Annotated in this window: 14 protein-coding genes; 4 read left to right on the top strand and 10 right to left on the bottom strand. The window is 66.9% G+C overall.

Annotated features, from left to right (window positions below):
* Positions 1-20 precede the first annotated feature (20 nt).
* The 3 genes from ACILRJ_RS09990 to ACILRJ_RS09980 form a co-directional block, all read right to left on the bottom strand.
* On the bottom strand, positions 21-1988 hold the full coding sequence (locus ACILRJ_RS09990; RefSeq protein ID WP_395682923.1) for an LVIVD repeat-containing protein: 1968 nt from the start codon (positions 1986-1988) through the stop codon (positions 21-23).
* A gap of 408 nt (positions 1989-2396) precedes the next feature.
* Positions 2397-4778, bottom strand: coding sequence for a winged helix-turn-helix domain-containing protein (locus ACILRJ_RS09985; RefSeq protein ID WP_395682921.1), 2382 nt, complete (start codon positions 4776-4778; stop codon positions 2397-2399).
* 67 nt (positions 4779-4845) lie between these two features.
* Positions 4846-6585, bottom strand: coding sequence for an ArnT family glycosyltransferase (locus ACILRJ_RS09980; protein ID WP_395682919.1), 1740 nt, complete (start codon positions 6583-6585; stop codon positions 4846-4848).
* 260 nt (positions 6586-6845) lie between these two features.
* Between ACILRJ_RS09980 and ACILRJ_RS09975 the strand changes: the two genes are divergently transcribed.
* Both ACILRJ_RS09975 and ACILRJ_RS09970 read left to right on the top strand, forming a co-directional pair.
* Positions 6846-7943, top strand: a complete 1098-nt coding sequence (locus ACILRJ_RS09975; RefSeq protein WP_395682917.1) for an aromatic ring-hydroxylating dioxygenase subunit alpha — start codon at positions 6846-6848, stop codon at positions 7941-7943.
* A 57-nt stretch (positions 7944-8000) separates the two neighbouring features.
* A complete protein-coding gene (locus ACILRJ_RS09970; protein WP_395682915.1) occupies positions 8001-8204 on the top strand; it encodes a hypothetical protein in 204 nt (67 codons plus the stop codon).
* A gap of 163 nt (positions 8205-8367) precedes the next feature.
* Here the strand turns inward: ACILRJ_RS09970 and ACILRJ_RS09965 are convergent, their stop codons facing one another.
* Positions 8368-9171 carry an amidohydrolase gene (locus ACILRJ_RS09965; RefSeq protein ID WP_395682913.1) on the bottom strand — a complete coding sequence of 268 codons (804 nt, stop codon included), beginning with the start codon at positions 9169-9171 and terminating at the stop codon, positions 8368-8370.
* Positions 9172-9379: 208 nt separating this feature from the next.
* Complete coding sequence (locus ACILRJ_RS09960) at positions 9380-10528, bottom strand: pyridoxal phosphate-dependent aminotransferase (protein ID WP_395682911.1); 1149 nt, start codon at positions 10526-10528, stop codon at positions 9380-9382.
* 315 nt (positions 10529-10843) lie between these two features.
* Here ACILRJ_RS09960 and ACILRJ_RS09955 point away from each other — a divergent pair, with 315 nt between their 5' ends.
* Together ACILRJ_RS09955 and ACILRJ_RS09950 are read left to right on the top strand one after the other, a co-directional pair.
* The gene (locus ACILRJ_RS09955; protein WP_395682909.1) at positions 10844-11716 is read left to right on the top strand and encodes a DUF4097 family beta strand repeat-containing protein; all 873 of its coding nucleotides are present in this window, start codon (positions 10844-10846) and stop codon (positions 11714-11716) included.
* Between the two features lie 87 nt (positions 11717-11803).
* On the top strand, positions 11804-14902 hold the full coding sequence (locus tag ACILRJ_RS09950; RefSeq protein WP_395682907.1) for a PKD domain-containing protein: 3099 nt from the start codon (positions 11804-11806) through the stop codon (positions 14900-14902).
* 77 nt (positions 14903-14979) lie between these two features.
* Here the strand turns inward: ACILRJ_RS09950 and htpG are convergent, their stop codons facing one another.
* The 5 genes from htpG to rpsP form a co-directional block, all read right to left on the bottom strand.
* On the bottom strand, positions 14980-16851 hold the full coding sequence (gene htpG / locus ACILRJ_RS09945) for a molecular chaperone HtpG (RefSeq protein ID WP_395682905.1): 1872 nt from the start codon (positions 16849-16851) through the stop codon (positions 14980-14982).
* Positions 16852-17266: 415 nt separating this feature from the next.
* Positions 17267-17629: a 50S ribosomal protein L19 gene (rplS, locus tag ACILRJ_RS09940; RefSeq protein ID WP_395682903.1), complete on the bottom strand. Its 363-nt coding sequence runs from the start codon at positions 17627-17629 to the stop codon at positions 17267-17269.
* Between the two features lie 26 nt (positions 17630-17655).
* Positions 17656-18426 (bottom strand): tRNA (guanosine(37)-N1)-methyltransferase TrmD, encoded by a 771-nt coding sequence (gene trmD / locus ACILRJ_RS09935; RefSeq protein WP_395682901.1) that lies wholly within the window; start codon positions 18424-18426, stop codon positions 17656-17658.
* A gap of 91 nt (positions 18427-18517) precedes the next feature.
* Positions 18518-19030 carry a ribosome maturation factor RimM gene (rimM, locus tag ACILRJ_RS09930; protein WP_395682899.1) on the bottom strand — a complete coding sequence of 171 codons (513 nt, stop codon included), beginning with the start codon at positions 19028-19030 and terminating at the stop codon, positions 18518-18520.
* Positions 19031-19035: 5 nt separating this feature from the next.
* Entirely contained in the window at positions 19036-19287 is a 252-nt protein-coding gene (rpsP, locus tag ACILRJ_RS09925; protein WP_395682897.1) for a 30S ribosomal protein S16, read from the bottom strand.
* Positions 19288-19386 lie beyond the last annotated feature (99 nt).

The raw sequence follows: 19386 nt of genomic DNA, 5'->3' as shown, positions 1-19386 counted from the left end.
GGGCTCGCACGCACGAGGTCTCAGTCGAATCCGTCGGCAAAGATCGCATCGCCCGGCACCACGTACACGAACACGCCGGCCGCGGAGGTGAATGCGAAGATGCGGCCGTCCGGCGCGCGTTCGACCTTCCTGACCGGATAGCCGGTGGAATGCCGCGCAAGCCAGACCGGCGCGGTCGGATCAGTCACGTCGATCTCGTCGAGCCCGAACTCGTTGCCGACGTAGGCGCGCCCGTCGGCGACGACGACCGAGTGGGCCACGTTGTAGTCGGTCAGGTTCGGCGGCAGTCCGGGCAAGCTCAGGCTGCCGAGCAGCAGCGGCTGCGCGCGGTTGCTGGTGTCGATGATGCGCAGTGCGTTCGCGAATGCCACGTCGGACGCGCATGCGATGTAGGTCGTGTTGCCGTCGCTGCTGACGTCGACGCCCATTGCATACGGGCAGCCGGTGTCCTGGCCGACCACGACCGGCTGTGCCGCGTTCGACACGTCGACCACGCGCAGGCCACCGTCGCCGAAGTCCGCGCCGTCGGCGAGGTAGGCGTAGTTGCCGCGCACGGTCAGGTCGTAAGTCTGGCTCGTCAGCAGCGAACCCAGTTCCACCGGCGCGGCGGGGTTGCCGACGTCGAGTACCTTGAAGATGCCGCCGTTGGTGGTGCTCGCGACATACACGCGATCGCCATGCGCCTCGATCGCGCTGGCAAACGGGAATTCGAAGCGGCCGAGTTCGACCGGTGCCGCCGGATTGGCGAGATCCGCGATCAGCACGCCGTAGCCCCACGCGGCGAGGTAGGCGCGACCGCCGTCGACCGAGATGTCCTCCATGTCACGCGCGGCCAGGCTCGCCGGCAGGTTCGCGTCGTAGCGTCCGATCGGCGCGAGGCTCGCCGCATCGGCGACACCGAGCCCGTAGCCTTCCTCGGCGAAGTACGCATGGGTCGCGTCGAATGCGCCGGCGTGCACCGCGACGCCGATCGGCAGGGTGAACTGCGCGGCGAGCGTCGGTTGTTGCGGGTCGGCAGTGCCGAGCAGGACCGCGCGATCGGTATGGGTCAGCACGAGCGGACCGAACGGCGTGATCGCGGTCTGGTCGGGCGCGAAGGTCGGCATCGCGACCGTGCGCACGAGCGTCGGCGCCGCGGGATTGGCGAAGTTCCACACCTGGATGCCGCTGTCGCCGACGAGGTAAAGCGTGTTGCCCATGCGGATCGCGCCGGTCGCCTGGTCGATCGGCGTATCCGAGACCTGGGTGAGGTTCGCGCCGTCGTGGGTGTCGACGACGATGAGGTCGTTGCCGACGCCGAGTGCGTAGCCGTCGGTGAGCACCGCGCGCAACACGGTGCCGCCGTCGAGCGACGCGTTGCCGGTCAGCACCGGCGCGGACGGGTTGGAGACATCGATCGCGTTGACGATGCGGCCACCGATGAAACTCGATCCGCTCGTCAGTAGCTGGTTGCCGAACACGCCCATGGCGTCGAATTCGAAGATGCCGCTGGCCGAGCCGATCACGCTCGGCGCCAGCGGATTGCTCGCATCCAGCACGAACAAGCCGTTCTGCCCGTCACCGAGATAGACCGTCGTGCCGGTGGCCGCGAGGCCCATCGGTCCGTGGAAGTCGGACACGACGAAATCGTCGTATTCGCCGGCGACGATCGGGCGGGCCGGATCGGCGAGCGAGTAGATCGTGATGCCGCCCGTGCCGTCGGGCGCGCTCCACGCGGCATACAGGTGGTCGCCTACGACTGCCAGCGCGTCGATCGGTCCGCTCGCCGGGGCGGAGCTGCTGCGGCCGGCGTATACCGGCTGCGACGGGTCGGCCATGTCCCAGGCATTGATCGTGACGCCGGTACCGACATACAGATACCCCGCGTGCGCGACCGGCATGGACAACTTGCCCCCGCCGATGTCCAGGCGTTGCAGCGCCTGCGCGCGCACGCCCGCGACGAGGAACAGTCCAAGGCACAGGGAACCAGCCGCTCGCAGGAACTTCATTTGGTCTTCCTCGAAGGTGAACGCCACTCGGTGCAACGCGGCAAGGCGTCGCGCGACGCCGCGACCGGGGCGGTCGCGAACCCGGCAATGGTCGGATGTGCCCGCATGATGCGCATGTCGGATCGATGCACTAGGCATGCACGATCCATGTACCTGCCCTGTGTTGGGGACGAACGGACTACCCAAACCGTTCGCGTCGGGCGCAACGGGGAGCTGGCGCAGTCGAAACGCTTGCGGAGCCTCCTGCCTTGCCCTCCCGTCGCGGCCCTTCGACTCCGGCCCTTCGGCCTGCGCTCAGGGCGAACGGCTTCCGGTTGGGGCTTTGCGCCGGGTGCGTCCCGCGGATTGCCGACGGGGGGATTCAAAGCAAGCAGTGGAGCGAGCCCGCTCCACGAAGGCGGCAGTCATTCACGGCGGACCGGCCTGGGCGGTCGCATACGCGGCGAGCAGCCGCGCGGCCTGCTGCTCGGCGCTGCGCGCGGCGTCGTCCTGGCCAAGCGCGCGGAACAAGTGCGCCTGCGCAGTTGCCGCGCGCGGGTCGTGTTCGGCCCACAGCGCGATGCGACCGCTCACCGCGCGCGCCGTATCGAGCTGGCTCGCATCCACCAACGCGGCCAGATACGGCGCACCGACCTCGACCAGTTCCTCCGGCACGCCGATGCGCTCGGCCATGGCCATCGCGCGTGCGTACTGTTCGAGCGCCGGTTCGCGCCGATGCTCCACCTCCGCTTGCCCGGCCGCGGCGAGCGCGGCGTGCAGTCCGCGCCACTCATCGCTGGAAGCACTCGCCCAGGCCTGCAACGTCGCGGTCGTCGCCGCGGCGTCGGCGAGCTGTTGCTGTCCACGCTCAAGCGCGGCCTTCAGCACGAGGCCATGCGTCCATCCGATCGAATCGCCGTCGCGCAGGATCGGCACCAGCGCGCGCTCGAGATCCAGCAGCGCGCGCACCCGGTCACCGCGCCGTTCGGCGATCGTGGCGGCGAGCAGCGCCGCCTGCGCGCGCGGGAGGGCGTCCTTGCGCGGGTCCGACTCCGCCCCGATGCGTTCGATGAGGCGCTCGCCTTCGGCGACGCCACCGCTAGCCACCAGGCCCGCCGCGCGTTCGAACGTCAGGTTCCAGCGCATGCGCTGGTTGCTGGTGTGCGCATCGGCCGGCCAGAAACGCGTACTCGTCGCCAGCGCCGCCTCGCCGTCGAGCAGCTCGCGTTCGGCGGTCGCCTGTTGCGCCAGGGCATAAGCGCGCCCTTCGCGTGCACCCAGCAATTCGAATTCGCCGACTGCCTTCTTCAGCAGCACGAGCGCGTCGGCCGGTCGATGGCGCATGCGCTGGAACTCGCCGAGGTTCACGTCGACACTGGCGACACCAAGGCTGTCGCCGACGGTCGCCAGCTCGATGCGTGCGCGTGCGAGCTCCGCAGTCGCATCGTCGTAGCGTTCCTGCAGGGCGAGGATCGAGCCGCGCCCGAGGCGGGCGACGCCGAGCACTTCGTGGTCGGCCGCGCGTTCGCGCAGCGCGATCGCCTCGTCGTACAGTTCCAGTGCACGATCGCCCTGCTGGGTGCGCACCCACGCCGCGGCAAGCGTCATCATCGAGCGGGCGCGCAGCGCGTCGTCGTTCGCGACCGCGGTACTGTCGAGCAATGCGTGCAGGCGCGATTCCGCCGCCTCGTACTCGCCACGACGCAATTCGATCTGGGCCATGCGCTGCTCGACGCGTGGTTGCTGCTGCAACAATGGCGGCGCGGCGACGATCAGAGCGCGCGCCTGGTCGAGCTGGTCGGCCAGCATTGCGGCGCCCGAGCGCTGCAACAGCTCGTCGAGTCCGGCGACCGCCTCGCCCTGCGTCTGCGCAGACGCCTGGCCGAGCTTGCGCAGCAGCGCATCGGCTGCCGCGCGCGCGGCAGAGATCGCATCGTCCGCCTCTGCGTCGACGCTGAGCGCACGCTGCGCGCCGAACGCATCCAGACGCACGCTCCAGCGGCCCTGCTCGCGGCGGATGCTCGGCTGTACGCGCATTGCGGCCAGCTGCGCCAGCGTCGCATCGTGCAGCAGGTCGTCTTCGCCCGTCGCGCCACGCTGGCGCAACAAGCCGACGACACTCTCGCTCGGGGTGGTTGCGATCGCTGCGCTGCGCAAGCGGTTCGCCACCAGATCCATCGCACCGAGGCGCAGCCAATGCCAATCCTCCGGCGCATCGACCAGCGCCGGCAACACCAGCACAGCCGCCGCCAACGGCGCCGCTTCGATTGTTCCGGTCGATGGCGCCGGCGCGCTCGGCGCATGCCGGTCGATCCGCCAGAATGCAAGCGCCGCGAGCGCGCAGGCCACCACCACTGCAGCGGCCACGGCATGCCGCGTGCGGCCGCGCGGCGCAACCACGGCCTCAGCGTTGACGGCTTGCGCGACTGACGGCGACGGCGCGACGGCCTGCGCATCGGCTGCCTCCTCCACCGTCGCGACCGCATCCATCGGTGCTTCGTCGATCACCTGCACCGGCTGCACCCAGCGGTAGCCGAAGCGCGGCACGGTACGCACGCCACGCTGCTCGTTGCCGCTGTCGCCGAGGCTGCGCCGAATCTTGACGATCGTGTGGCCGAGCAGCGCGTCGCTGATCTCGACCCGCCCCCACACCGCGGCGATCAGCTCATCGCGACCGACCGCACGTTCGCGATGTTCGATCAGGTAGGCAAGACAATCGAACGCGCGCGCCGGCAACACCACCGGCACGCCGTTGCGGTGCAGCTCGCGCGTGGCCGGGTTGAGCAGGAAATCATCGAAGCGGTACGTCATCGCATCCATCCGAAGCGGCTACCCGGACGAACGAATGCGCAAGGCCGTCGCAGCGGGCACGGTCGGATCAAGGATCGTTGTCCTCTTCGTTGCCGCCGGGCGCCGCCGCGCCCGGCACGCAACCGGCAACGACCGCGTCGGCACCGAACAGATACCACTCGCGCCGGTTCGCATTGCCGACGCGAGTCGCCTTGGTGCGATCGAGGCAGGCGCCTGCTGCGTCCATCGCCTGCTCGAGGATGAAGATGCGTCGCTGCGCGGGCGCCTCCTCCATCCAGCGCAGTGCCGCCGCGTACTGCTGGTTGCGCGGCAGGCGGAAGCCGAAGTCGCGCACCGGGCCGAGCGCCATCAGAAGGTTCTGTTCCTTCCACGCGACCAGACCGATCTCGCTGCCCGCTCCGGCCAACTCGCGCGCGTGCCGCATCACGCCCGCGGCGGAACTCGAATCGTTCAGCAGCGGATACGCCCACACGCTCCACACCAGCCACAGCGCACCGATGCCGGCGAGCAACGCGTGCAGGCCGCGGCGGGGGCGAAACCACAACGCGGCGACGAGGAAGCCGAGTCCCATCGCGACGAACATGGTCCACACGTAGTGGCCGAGGTCGTCGAGCTGCTTGCGCTGCAACCACGCTTCCGCCGCACTCGAATGGCCGAGCAACGCCCACGCGCCGACCGCGGTGACCGCAAGCCCGGCGACGAGTGCGACGCCGAATGCGAGCCGACGCAGCCAGCGCGCCTGCGTGGCCTCGACCAGATACGGAGCGAGCGACAACGCGAGCATCGGCAGCACCGGCATCAGGTAGACGTCGCGCTTGCCACTCGGGATGCTGAAGAACACGATCACCAGCAGCGTCCACGCCAGCGGCAGCAGCACGCGTGCTTCGCCGGCTTTCAGGTCGCGCCACCAGCGTGGCAATGCGGCCGGATACGCCAGCGACAACGGGAAGAAATGCAGCAGCAACACCGGCAGGTAGTACCAGAACGGTTGCGGGTGCGACCACGTTCCGCCATAGCGTCCGGCGGTCTGATGGAAGAACAGGTCGTCGACGTACGATGCGTACTCGGGCATCCCGCGCGCCTTCGCGACCAGCAATACCGACAGCCCCCACGCCAGGATCGGCGCGAGAAACGCGAGCAACCCGCCGAGCCAGTGCAGCGTCGCGCCCGACGTGCGCGTGACGCCGTCCCAGCCACGCAGGCGCGCGAACAGGTACGGCACGAACATCAGCAAAGCGAGCACGCCGACCCCCTTGCTGATCACGCCGAGACCGGCCGCGAAGCAGCCGAGCCAGTACGCGCGCCAGTTCGGTCCACGCAGGAAATGCAGCAGCAGGCCCCAGTTCGCCAGCGTGATCCAGCCCATCACGAGCGGATCGATCTGCGCGCGCTTCACCTGGAACATGAACTCGAACGTGAACAGCACGCCGATCGCCGCATGCAGGCCGGCGCGCGGATTCCACAGGCGCCGGCCGAGATCCCAGGTCAAGCCAAGCGTGAGCAGGCCCGCGAGCAGCGACGGCAACAGGAACGCGACGCGCCAGTTGCGCACGAGTTCGTACGCGGCAGCCTGCAACCAGAACAGCATCGGCGGCTTGTCCGAATACAGCTCGATGCCGCGGCGCGGAAACAGCCAGTCGCCGGATTCCACCATCTGCTTCGCGGCCAGTACGTAGCGCGGCTCGTCCGACGGCCACGGGTCGCGCAAGCCGATGCCCGCACCGAGCAGCAACAGCGCGAACAGCATGAACAGCCAGAACGCGCGCCGTTCCTGCGAGGTGAGGGCGGCGGGCGGAGAGTCGGTCATCAGGCCGTTGCGAAGTGGAAGCGTCGTATCGTAACAGCGGGGAGCTGCACTGTAGGAGTCCGCGCTGTGGGCGACCGAACCCGCGATGCGGTTGGGGTTGTCGCGGACGCGCAAAGGGTGCGCGCCTGCCGGAGGAGGTATCGGGAAGCGGCGGAAGCGGCGGAAGCCGCGATGCTTCTCGGCGCTCGGCCCTCAAAAGCCCGTTGCGCGCGCCGATGCAGGCCAAGATACTGGTCGCCGTCGCCACCCGTGGATGCCGCATGTCGAACCCGCAACCGCACGAGTTTGCAGCGCAACCGCTCGCGAATGCATCTGCGCTGCCGGCGCACCGCTACGTCGGCAACGACGCCGAAGCGCTCGACCGTCGCGCGGTGTTGGCGCGCAGCTGGCAGCTCGCCGCGCACCGCTCGCATCTCGAAGGCGTCGGCGACCATGTCGTGACCGAAGTCGCCGGCGTGCCGCTCATGATCGTGCGCGGCGAGGATGGCGAACTGCGCGCCTTGCACAACGTCTGCCGCCATCGCGCGGGACCACTCGCGCTGTGCGACGGTCGCGCCGCCAAGCGCCTGCGCTGCCATTACCACGGCTGGACCTACGCGCTGGATGGACGCCTTCTCAGCGCGCCCGAAATGGATGCCGCGTGCGACTTCCACGTGGAATCCGTGCGCCTGCCGGAAGCGCACGTCGCCTGCTGGCGCGACCTTGTGTTCGTCGCGCTCGGCGACGCACCACCGTTGCGCGAACTGCTGCACGGCATCGACGCGCGCATCGGCGACGCAGCGCTCGCCGGCTACGCGTTGCAGCGCCGCGTCGCCTACGACATCGACTGCGACTGGAAGATCTACATCGACAACTACCTCGAGGGCTACCACGTTCCGCACATCCATCCGGAATTGAACCGGATGCTCGACTATCGCAGTTACGTCACCGAACTCGCGCGCTGGCACTCGCTGCAATGGAGTCCGCTGGAAAGCGCCGGCGACCTGTATGGCAATGGCGAGGCGCTGTACTACTGGATCTGGCCGAACACGATGCTCAATATCCTGCCCGGTCGCCTGCAGACGAACCGCGTACTGCCACTGCCCGGCAATCGCTGCCGCGTCGAATTCGACTTCTACTATCCGCCCGGCTCCGACGCTGCCGAACGCCAGCAACGCGACCTCGTCTTCAGCGACGTGGTGCAGAAGGAGGACGTGGCGATCTGCGAGCAGGTGCAGCGCGGACTTGCCTCAGGATCCTACGTCGCCGGACGACTCAACCCGAAACGCGAGAGCGGCGTGCACCATTTCCACGAGCTGCTCCGCGCCGCATATCGCGCGGCAGAGGACACGGTTAACCGGTCTGCAACATCAGGTTAACCGGAAGCACACCGTCGCTGGGTAAGCTGCGCGAAACCCCTGACGGAGACCCCGACCATGCGCGACCAGCGCCATACCGAAGTCAACGTGCTCGGCTACCGCATCGAGCGGGTGCTCACGCTCGACGAACGCGGCGACATCGCGACCCAGTGGTACGAAGTACTTGCGCCCGAGTCGCAGACGTTGCTCGGTTCATTCGCGCACCGCGCCGAAGCGGAACGCGAAATCATCTCGCGTGAGCTTGCCGCGATCGCGGCGTGAGGAAAGCGCGCGGGTCCCCCATCCGTTCGCGGTGAGCGAAGTCGAAACGCCGGTCCTGCGAAAACGCCGTTGACTCCGGCCCTGCGCCCCTACGCTCCGAGCCTGCCCCGGACTTGATCCGGCGGCGAACGGTATTTGCGCGCGGCAATCGCTCGCCGCATTCTTACCCGGTAATCGTGAACTCGTCGGCATCCATCCAGGCCGGAAAGCGCTGGCGATGTGCGGCGAGCGCCGCCGGATCGAGCGCAACGGTCACGACCTGCTCCTGCGCACCCAGCTCCACCAACGGCTGACCGACGAAATCGAGCGCGACGCTGTCGCCGGCATAGTGCAACTCGTTGCCGTCGACACCGACGCGATTGACGCCGACGCAGAAACACAGGTTCTCGATCGCGCGCGCGACGAGCAGGCTGCGCCACGGATGGCGGCGCGCACTCGGCCAGTTCGCGACGTAGACCAGGAGATCGTAATCGAAGCGACCGACGGCACGATCGTATCGATTGCGCGACCACACCGGGAAACGCAGGTCGTAGCAGACAAGCGGACAGATGCGCCAGCCCGCAAGCTCGACCACGACGCGTTCGTTGCCGCCCGCATACCGTTCGTGCTCACCGGCCATGCGGAACAGATGACGCTTGTCGTAATGCACGTGGGTGCCGTCCGGGCGCATCCACACGAGGCGGTTCACGCAACGCTCGCCTTCACGCACGACCAGGCTGCCGGTCACGACCGCGCCAACCTCGATTGCGAGCGCGCGCAGCCAGCGCAGGCCCTCGCCGTCCATCGCCTCGGCATTGCCGAGCGCCTCGTTGGTGAAGCCGGACAGGAACGTCTCGGGCAGCACGACGAGATCGGTCTGCCCCCGCAGCGGACGCACCAGCGCGCCGTAGTAGTCGCGGTTCGCGGCAGCATCGTGCCAGCGCGTCGCGCCTTGCACGAGGGACACACGCAATAGTTGCTTCATCATGGGCATCAGACTCCGTTCGGTACGAGTGCAGCGCCGAAGGCGCGGAGCCTCGAACAGCGAGTGTGCAACATTCCCAGCGTTCCAAGATGACGTTCGGTCCGAGCGCTGTGCCGAAGGCGCGGAGTCGAACAGCCAGCACACGACATGCTCCGGTGTTTCGACCCCGTGCGACTCCGTTCCGCTGCACTCGTCACGAGCGGCGTTGGTGCTAAAGCGCCTTCAGGCGCGCCGCGGCCTGTTCCAGCGTCGCGTCGCTCTTGGCGAAACAGAATCGCACCAGCTGCTGTCCGGCCGGCGGAGTCTCGTAGAACGCCGAGATCGGAATTGCCGCCACGCCGCCGTGCTTGGCCAACCATTCGCAGAACGCGAGGTCATCGGCCGTGCTCAGCGCCGAATAGTCGGCGATCTGGAAATATGCGCCGCCAACGCCACGCAACTCGAACTTCGAACCTGCCAGCAGGTCGCGGAAGCGGTCGCGCTTGGCCTGGTAGAACGCCGGCAGGTCGAGGTAATGCTGCGGATCGTTCTCGATGATCTCCGCCAGCGCCCACTGCGCCGGCGTGAACGTGCAGAACGTCAGGTACTGGTGCACCTTGCGAAACTCGGCCGACAGCGCGCGCGGCGCGATGCAGTAGCCGACCTTCCAGCCGGTGCAGTGGTAGGTCTTGCCGAACGAACTGATGACGAAGCTGCGCGCGGCCAGCTCTGCGTGGCGCAGCACGCTCTGGTGCGCGGCGCCGTCGAACACGATGTGCTCGTAGACCTCGTCCGACAGTACGAACAGGTCGTGCTTGCGCGCGAGCGCAGCGAGCGCCTCGATGTCGGCGGCGCTGAACACCGCGCCACACGGATTGTGCGGCGTGTTGACGAGGATCATGCGCGTCCTGGGCGTGACGGCATCGGCGATGCGCTGCCAGTCCGGCGAGAAATCGCGTGGATCGAGCGCGACATGCACCGCATGTCCGCCGTTCAGCTCGATCGCCGGCTCATAACTGTCGTAGCACGGGTCGAGCACGATGACTTCGTCGCCGCTGCGCACGACTGCGGCAATCGCCGCGAACAGCGCCTCGGTCGCACCCGAGGTCACCGTGACTTCCGTGTCCGGATTCACCTTGCAGCCGTACAGGCGCTCGGTCTTGCGCGCGATCGCCTCGCGCAGTGCCGGCACGCCGGTCATCGGCGAATACTGGTTGCGACCTTCGGCCATCGCGCGCGTGAGCGCCTCGCGCAATGCCGGCGGTCCGTCGAAATCCGGGAAGCCCTGACCGAGATTGATCGCCTTGTGCTCCATCGCGAGCTGGCTCATCACGGTGAAGATCGTGGTGCCGACCTTCGGCAGCTTGGTTTCGATCTGCATGTCGCCCTTGTGTTTGGACGGCCAAACGGCCTGGTCGATCGATGGTAGCACGCGCGTGCCAAGGCTCCCGGACATCCTTGCCCGCGCTGCTCGAAATCCGACCCGTGATGCCCGGGATGGCAAAGCTGCGAACCCGCTCACGCTTCGGGTCCGCCCCGCGAGTTCCCGATTGTAATCCTGCCGTGATCTGTGCATGCTTGGGCCGTTAGACCTACGCAACATCAGTCCAAGGGCGTAGTGCCGGTGAGGGCCGGCACGCGCGCAGCGCGGCCCGCGGACGTTTCCACATGTCTTCCAACGCCTGGGGAGAGGCTGATGAGGACGCTTGTGTTCGCCGCAGCGCTCGCCGCGCTGCACGGATGTGCGCATGTCGATGCCGGCCGCTCTGCGGCGCCGACAGTTCCCCCTGCGTCGCCGGTCGCGGCGATGCCAGCGCCCGAATCCGCGCAGCCGCAACGCCTCGACTTCAGTGCAACTCTCGTCGACGGCCAGGCCGTCACGATCGACAATCCCTATGGCGACGTGCGCTTGCGCTTCGGCGGCTTCGCGCACGAGCTGGAAATCCATGCGGTGCTTCAGCAGCCCGAGGATGCGGCGCCGATCGCCGTGCAGCCGGACGACGACTCCGGGCGCTACCGCTTCGCGCCGCGCCTTCCCGCCGGCGCGATCGCCGCCGAGGGACAACGCCTCGACGTCGTCGCATTCATTCCGCGGGGCCATGCGGTCTCGGTGCATACCGAACAGGGACTCATCGAAAGCCATGGCGTTCGCGCCGACATCGACCTGGAGAGCGTCTCCGGCGGCATCGCCATCCGTGGTACGCAGGGGCGCGTCCAGGCAAAGACCGGAACCGGATCGATCGAGGCGTCGTTCAACACGGCGCCGAAAGCGTCGCGGCAAGTCCTCGCCACCACCACCGGCAACGTCGTGCTCGCGGTCGACGATCACCTTGACGCCACGCTCGAACTCGCGACGTCCGGCGTGTTCGCCACCGAGTTCTCGCTCGACGTCGAACCTCTCGCGAACCAGGAACCGAACAAGCGCGCACGCACGACCATCGGCGACGACGACGCCCGCATCACCGTGGAAAGCCGGCGCGGCGAAATCCGCCTGCTGCGCCGGAGCGCATTCACACCGCTGGGCGGCAAGCCCGCGGATCAGGAGTACGAGGACAACGACAGTGACTGAGCATCGCCCGCAAGCGGGCTGCGCAGGTCCAAGGATGTCGGCACCGAACCCGGGTCACAACAGACATTCCGCAGGAGGGATTTCGAAATGAATCGCTTGAGGACCGTACTCGCCGCAGCAGCAGTGTCGCTATTGCTGTCCGGCATCGGACAGGCCGCCGATTCCACGCGCGCGAGCGACGCGCGCGTCGAAGTCGGCGAACCGGTCACGCCGATCAGCATCGACGTCGACCTTCGCCAGTTGCCGGTCGTGCCGGAATGGCGGGCGGGAATGGCGATCAAGGAAGCGCACAAGCGCCAGTTCTTCCCGCTCGACCAGCGCAATCCCGCTGCGCCGGCGTGGATGGAAGCGGCGCCCGATCGGCTGCCCGAACTGCAGAAACTGTGGGACGACAACGCACCGGCGTCGGCGACGCAGGCCGGAGCGCAGGGGCGCGTGAGCATCAACAACGGTTCCACCGGCGTATCGCCGGGCGATCCGGTCGTCGATGTCAGCGCGAACTACATCGTCTACGGCATCAACGGCAGCAGCGGCACCAACTTCACGGTGTACGACAAGAGCGGCACCAAGCTTGCCGGACCGACGACATTCTCTTCGCTCGCGCCGGCCGGCGACGGTTGCCGCACGTCGGTCAGCGATCCGATCGTGCTGTTCGATCGCCTCGCCAATCGCTGGTTCCTGCTCGAGATGGGCGGCACCTCGTCGGCGGCCAAGATGTGCATCTATGTTTCCAAGACCGAAAACCCGGTCTCTGGCGGCTGGTGGTTCTACGGCTTCTCGACGCCGACGCAGAACGACTACCCGCATTGCGGCATCTGGCCCAATGCCTACGTTTGCACCGACAACGAAGGCGCGGCGAACGTGACCGCGTACGCCTACGACCGCGCGAACATGCTCAACGGTGCGACCGCGCGCGCGCAGCAGCGTTTTGTCAGCGTGCCGAAACTGGCCGGCTACGGCTTCCAGGCGCTGACACCGGCGTCGTTCATGGGTGACAGTGCGCATGCTCCGCCCGCGGGCACGCAGCAGATCCTCGCGCGCCACAACGATGACGAGGCGCACGCCGGTGCCTCGGCGGACACCACCCACGACTTCATCGACCTGTACTCGGTCAACCTCGACTGGAGCACGCCGGCGAACAGCGCGATCACCACCCTGCCGCGCATCACGATCAGCGAATTCAACAGCTGGTTCCGCGACTACTCGACGTTCGCGACGGTACCGCAGCCGGGCTCGACATCACTGCTCGACCCGATTCGCGAAGTCATCCTCAACTCGCTCGTCTACCGCAATGTCGGCACCTACGAATCGATCGTCGGCCAGTTCGCGACGAACATGAACTCGGCGCGCAGCGGCACGACGGTCAACGCGGGCATCCGCTGGTTCGAGCTGCGCCGCACCGGCGGCGGCAACTGGACGCTGCAGCAGGAAGGCACGTTCGGCCCCGGCGACACCAGCACCAACCACCTCGAAGGCTCGATCGCGACCGACAACAAGGGCAACATTGGCCTCGGCTACAACGTCACCAAGACGAGCTCGCCGACGATCTACGCGACGCTCGGCTACACCGGTCGCAAGGCGTCCGACGCCGCCGGCGTGATGACGCTCGGCGAGAATACCGTCGCAGCCGGCGCCGCCGCCGAAACGTCGGGCCGCTGGGGCGACTATTTCCAGATGGCGGTAGACCCCACCGACGACTGCACGTTCTGGATGGTCGGCATGTACCGCCCGGCGAGCAGCTGGAACACGCGCATCCAGGACTTCAAGTTCAACGATTGCGGCGCGGCACCGAGCACGTGGTCGGTGTCGGGCACGGTCACGACCGGCACCGGCGTCGGCATCGCGGGCGTGACGATCAGCACCGGTGCGGCCAGCACGACGACGAATTCGAGCGGCGCCTACACGCTCGGCAGCCTGGCCAACGGCACCTACACCCTGACGCCGAGCCTCTCCGGCTACGCGTTCTCGCCGGCGAACAGCAGCGTCACGATCGGCGGTGCGAACGTCAGCGGCAAGAACTTCACCGGCACGCCGACGACGAACAATCCGCCGGTCGCGAACTTCGGCGTTACGACGAGCGGCCTCACCGCCAACTTCACCGACAGCTCCACCGACAGCGACGGCACGATCGCCTCGCGCTCGTGGACCTTCGGCGACGGCGGCACCTCGACCGCGACCAACCCGAGCCACGCCTACGCCAACGCTGGCACCTACAGCGTGTCGCTGACGGTCACCGACAACGGCGGCGCCACCAACACCAAGACCACGTCGGTCTCGGTCAGCTCGCCCACCAACACGCCGCCGGTCGCGAACTTCAGCTTCACCACCAGCGGCCTCGTCGCGACATTCACCGACAGTTCCACCGACAGCGACGGCACGATCGCCTCGCGCTCGTGGAACTTCGGTGACGCCGCCACGTCGACGACAACCAACCCGGGCCACACGTACGCGAGTGCCGGCACCTACAGCGTCTCGCTCACGGTCACCGACAACGGTGGCGCGACGAACACGAAGACCAGCTCGGTCACGGTCGCGCCCACCGGTGGCAATGTGCTGCAGAACGGCGTAGCCGTCACCGGCCTGACCGCGACGACCGGCAACAAGCTCAACTACACGATGGTCGTTCCGGCAGGCGCGACGAACCTCAAGTTCGTCACCTCGGGCGGCAGCGGCGACGGCGATCTCTACGTGAAGTTCGGCTCCGCGCCGACGACGTCGAGCTACGACTGCCGTTCGTGGGCGACGGGCAATGCCGAAACCTGCAGCATCGCGACCGCACAGGCCGGCACGTACTACGTGATGATCAACGCGTACGCGACGTTCAGCGGCATGAGCCTCACCGGCAGCTACACGACCGGCGGTGGTGGCGGCACGGCGCTGTCGAACGGGGTGCCGGTCACCGGGCTCGGCGCGACCGCCGGCAACTGGACGTCCGACTACACGCTCGTGGTGCCAAGTGGCGCGACCAACCTCAAGTTCGTCATGGCGGGCGGCTCGGGCGATGCGGACCTGTACGTGCAGCTCAGCGCCGCGCCGACGACGTCGAGCTACCTGTGCCGCCCATATCTCAGCGGCAACAGCGAAACCTGCGCGTTTGCCTCGCCGACGACCGGCACGTACCACGTGCGCATCAACGCCTATTCGACGTTCTCGGGCGTCACGCTGACGCCGAGCTACACGCCGTAACAGGCAGTTCCAACGAAAAAAGAACGGCGGCCGGTTCGCACCGGCCGCCGTTCCTCTTTGCGGTATCGGCGTGGACGTCAGGCCGTCAGCAAACGATTCATGCGCGCTATGAATGCCGCGGGGTCGGCAAGCTGGTCGCCGGCGGCGAGTTGCGCCTCCTCGAACAGCAAGCTGGCAAGGTCGTCGCTGCGGCCCGCATCGGCTTCCGCGGCGAAGCGCTGCACCAGCACGTGCGCAGGATTGATCTCGAGTGTCGGCTTGCTGTCGGGTACTTCGTGGCCGGCTTCGCGCAACAGACGCTGCATGTGCAGGGCCATGTCGTACTCGCCGAGCACGATGCATGAAGGCGATTCGGTCAGACGGTGGCTGACGCGGACTTCGCCGACGCGGTCGCCGAGCGCGGCAGCGAGCTTCTCGATGACCGGCTTCGCTTCCTCCGCCGCCTTCTCGCGGCGTTCCTTGTCCGCGCCGTCGGCCACGTCGAGTTCGCCCTTGGCGGCATTGCGCAGTTTCTTGCCGGCATATTCGCCGAGGTAGCCGATCATCCACTCGTCGATGCGGTCGCTGAGCAGCAACACTTCCACGCCCTTCGCGCGCAGGCCCTCGATCTGCGGGCTGCCCTTGGCCGCCGCGTGCGAATCCGCGGTGACGTACCAGATCACGTCCTGACCGGCCTGCATGCGGCCAATATAGTCGTCGAGCGCGACGGTCTTCCTGGCGTCGTCGCCGTGCGTCGAGGCGAAGCGCAGCAGCCTGGCGATGCGCTCTCGGTTGGCGCCATCCTCGGCTACACCCTCCTTCAGCACGTTGCCGAACGCGCCGGTGAATTGCTGGTACTTCTCCGGTTCGTCCTTCGCGGTTTTTTCCAGCAGGTCGAGCGTGCGCTTGACGCAGGCGCTGCGGATCTGCGCGACGAGGCGGTTGTCCTGCAGGATCTCGCGGCTGACGTTGAGCGGCAGGTCGTCGGAATCGACGACGCCGCGCACGAAACGCAGGTAGGCCGGCAGCAACTGCTCGCTCGCGTCCATGATGAAGACGCGGCGGATGTAGAGCTTCAGGCCCTGGCGTTCGTCACGACCGCTGAAGACGGCGTCGAACGGCGCCTTCTCCGGCACGTACAGCAGCGAGGTATAGCTCTGCGAGCCTTCGACGCGGTTGTGCGACCACGCCATCGCGTCGTTGTAGTCGTGCGAGAGCGACTTGTAGAACGCCTGGTATTCCTCGTCGGTGATCTCGGCCTTCGGACGCGTCCACAGCGCGGCCGCATGGTTGACCGTCTCGAACTCGTCGGTCGGCTTGCCGTCCTTCTGCACCGGCATGCGGATCGGGAATGCGACGTGGTCGGAGTAGCGCTTGACGAGGTCGCGCAGCTTCCAGCCATCGAGGAATTCGTCTTCGTCGGGCTTCAGGTGCAGCGTCACGCGGGTACCGCGCTGCGGCGCGTCGACGGTTTCGAGCGTGTATTCGCCGGTACCGCTCGATTCCCAGCGCACACCCTCGGACGCCGCGGTGCCGGCCTTGCGCGTGACCATGGTGACGCGGTCGGCAACGATGAACGCGGAATAGAAGCCGACGCCGAACTGGCCGATCAGCTGCGTGTCCTTGCGCGCATCGCCCGACAGCGATTCGAGAAAGCGGCGCGTGCCCGAGCGCGCGATCGTGCCGACATTCTCGATGACTTCCGCGCGCGTCATGCCGATGCCGCTGTCCTGGATCGTCAACGTGCGCGCATCCTTGTCGAACGAGATGTCTATGCGCAGATCGGCGCCATCGGCGGTCAGCGATGCATCGGACAGCGCGGCGAAGCGCAGCTTGTCGCAGGCATCGGAAGCGTTCGACACCAGCTCGCGCAGGAATATCTCCTTGTGCGAGTAGAGCGAATGGGTCACCAGGTGCAGGACCTGGGAAACCTCGGCTTCGAAGGCACGGGTTTCGGTGGCGTTCGTCATGGATTCCCTCCGCGGATGAGTGCGTCGGAAATGGTGCCGGCAACGCAATCGTTCAAGGCATCCCGTGGCGGCGGTCGTCGCTGAGCCCTGCTTCGAAAACGCCACGACGAAGCGGGTCCCAAGGCGGCGAATAGCTCATGCCGAAGCGGCGATCAGGGAGGACCGCAAGAGCGCGCTTTTCGCGGGCGCCCGGAGCGACCGCGGACCGGTGTGCCGTCCATCATGGACATACCGGAAATTGCTCCTGCATTTTCGCCCCCCCCATGGATGGGGGAGGTGTTCGCGGGCGCCGCGAGCGACCGCGGACCGGTGTGCCGTCCATCCGTGGACATTAAAAAGCGGCCGTCGTTTCCGACGGCCGCTCTGACGAGGAGCACAGACGCGACTCGATGCTCCAAGACGGATGTTGCTGGCGTCAGTCCTTCTTGACGTGTGCGCCGAGATCTTCCTTGATGCGCGCTGCCTTGCCTTCGAGGCCGCGCAGGTAATAGAGCTTCGCACCGCGCACCTTGCCGCGACGCTTGACCACGACCGAGTCGATCGTCGGGCTGTGCGACTGGAACACGCGCTCAACGCCGGTACCGTGGGAGATCTTGCGCACCGTGAACGCGGAGTTGAGGCCGGCGTTCTTGCGCGCGATGACCACGCCTTCGTAGGCCTGCACGCGTTCGCGGTTGCCTTCCTTGACCTTCACGTTGACGACCACGGTATCGCCCGGGCTGAACTCCGGCAGCGAGCGGGTCATCTGGGCGGCTTCGAATTGCTGGATCAGGTTCATGACACTCACCACTCTAGGTCTGTTGTTCATTCACCGGGTTCGCGGCCCGGCGTCTTCTGTTCGTGCTCGCGCTGGAACTCGACCAGCAGCGCACGCGTCTTCTTGTCCAGTTCCACCTGTTCGAGCAGATCGGGTCTGCGCAACCAGGTCCGCCCCAGCGACTGCTTCAGGCGCCAGCGCGCAATCTCCGCGTGGTTGCCCGAAGTCAGCACCGCCGGCACGTCGCCCCATTCGTGCCGCTCGGGTCGCGTGTAGTGCGGGCAGTCGAGCAATCCGTTCGAGAACGAATCCTGCTCGGCCGATGCTGCATCGTTCAGTACACCTTCCTGCAGGCGCCCGACCGCGTCGATCACGATCGCCGCCGCCAGTTCGCCGCCGGAGAGCACGTAGTCGCCGACGGAAATCTCCTCGTCGACCGCATGCTCCAGAAACCGTTCGTCCACGCCTTCGTAGCGTCCGCTCAGCAGGATCAGGTGATCGCGCCGCGCAAGCTCCGCCACCTTGGCCTGGTCGAGCCGCGCTCCCTGCGGACTCATGTAGATCACTTTCGCAGCGCTCGATCCGGCCGCCGCACGCGCGCTGTCGAGCGCCTTGCGCAACGGATCGATCATCATCACCACGCCGGGCCCGCCACCGTAGCAGCGGTCGTCGGCCGAGCGATAGTTGTCGGTCGCGAAATCCCGCGGGTTCCAGCTTGCGATCTCAAGCAAGCCTTTTTCCCGCGCGCGCCCTACGACTCCTACCCGCGCACAGCTTTCGATGAAGTCCGGAAACAGCGTGATGACGTCAATACGCAACGCGCTCTTCCCATGTGTGCTGCTTGTGCGTTGATCCATGAACGCGACGATCAAGAAGCGTACGTCCTGGTACGCACTTTTCCATACAAGCCTAGAAATCCACGTCCCAGTCGACCGTGATGCGACCGATTTCGAGATCCACTTCCGTCACGAACTGGCCGACCAGGAACGGTATCAACCGCTCGCGTTCGGCGTCCTTCACGACCAGCACATCGTTTGCGCCGGTCGCGACCAGATGCGAGACCTTGCCGAGCGATGTGCCTTCGACCGTCACGACCTCGAGTCCTTCGAGATCGCACCAGTAGTATTCGCCGGGTTTCGCCTTCGGCAACGCCGAACGCGCGACCCATATTTCCGCACCGAGCAGGGCCATGGCCGCATCGCGGTCATCGACTCCGGGCAACTCGGCGACGATGCCCTTGCCCTGGGCACGCCCACGGCAACCATCGATCATCCTTTCGCCGGCCGCTGATCGCATCCACCACGGCGAGTAGCGGAAGATCTGCGTTCTCGGCTCGGTGTACGACTCGAGCTTGAGCTCGCCGCGTACGCCGTGAACCCCGACAACCTTGCCGAGCAGGACGAATTTCTCCGGCCCACTCACGGCGATCAGGCTGCCTTCTTGTTCGCTTCCTTGTAGAGCGACTTGACCTTGTTGGTCATCTGCGCGCCCTTCTCCACCCACGACTTGACCTTGGCAGTGTCGAGCTCGAGGCGCACGTCCTTGCCGGCCGCGATCGGGTTGAAATAGCCCACGCGCTCGATGTTGCGGCCGTCGCGCGCGTTGCGCTCGTCGGTCACGATGATGTGGTAGAACGGGCGACCCTTGGCACCGCCGCGGGAAAGGCGAATCTTGACCATTGTTTTTGCTCGATATTTTGCGAAGTCGTCGACGTCGGATCGGTGCCGGGAACGGCCATCGCGCGTCGGGAGCCGGGCATTCTAGCTGGAATCAGGAAA

This window comes from Dokdonella sp. (assembly GCF_044227025.1).
In the GTDB taxonomy this organism is placed as follows: domain Bacteria; phylum Pseudomonadota; class Gammaproteobacteria; order Xanthomonadales; family Rhodanobacteraceae; genus Dokdonella_A.
Note: the sequence above shows the minus strand (reverse complement) of the source record. Positions and strands in the feature narration are given on the sequence as shown.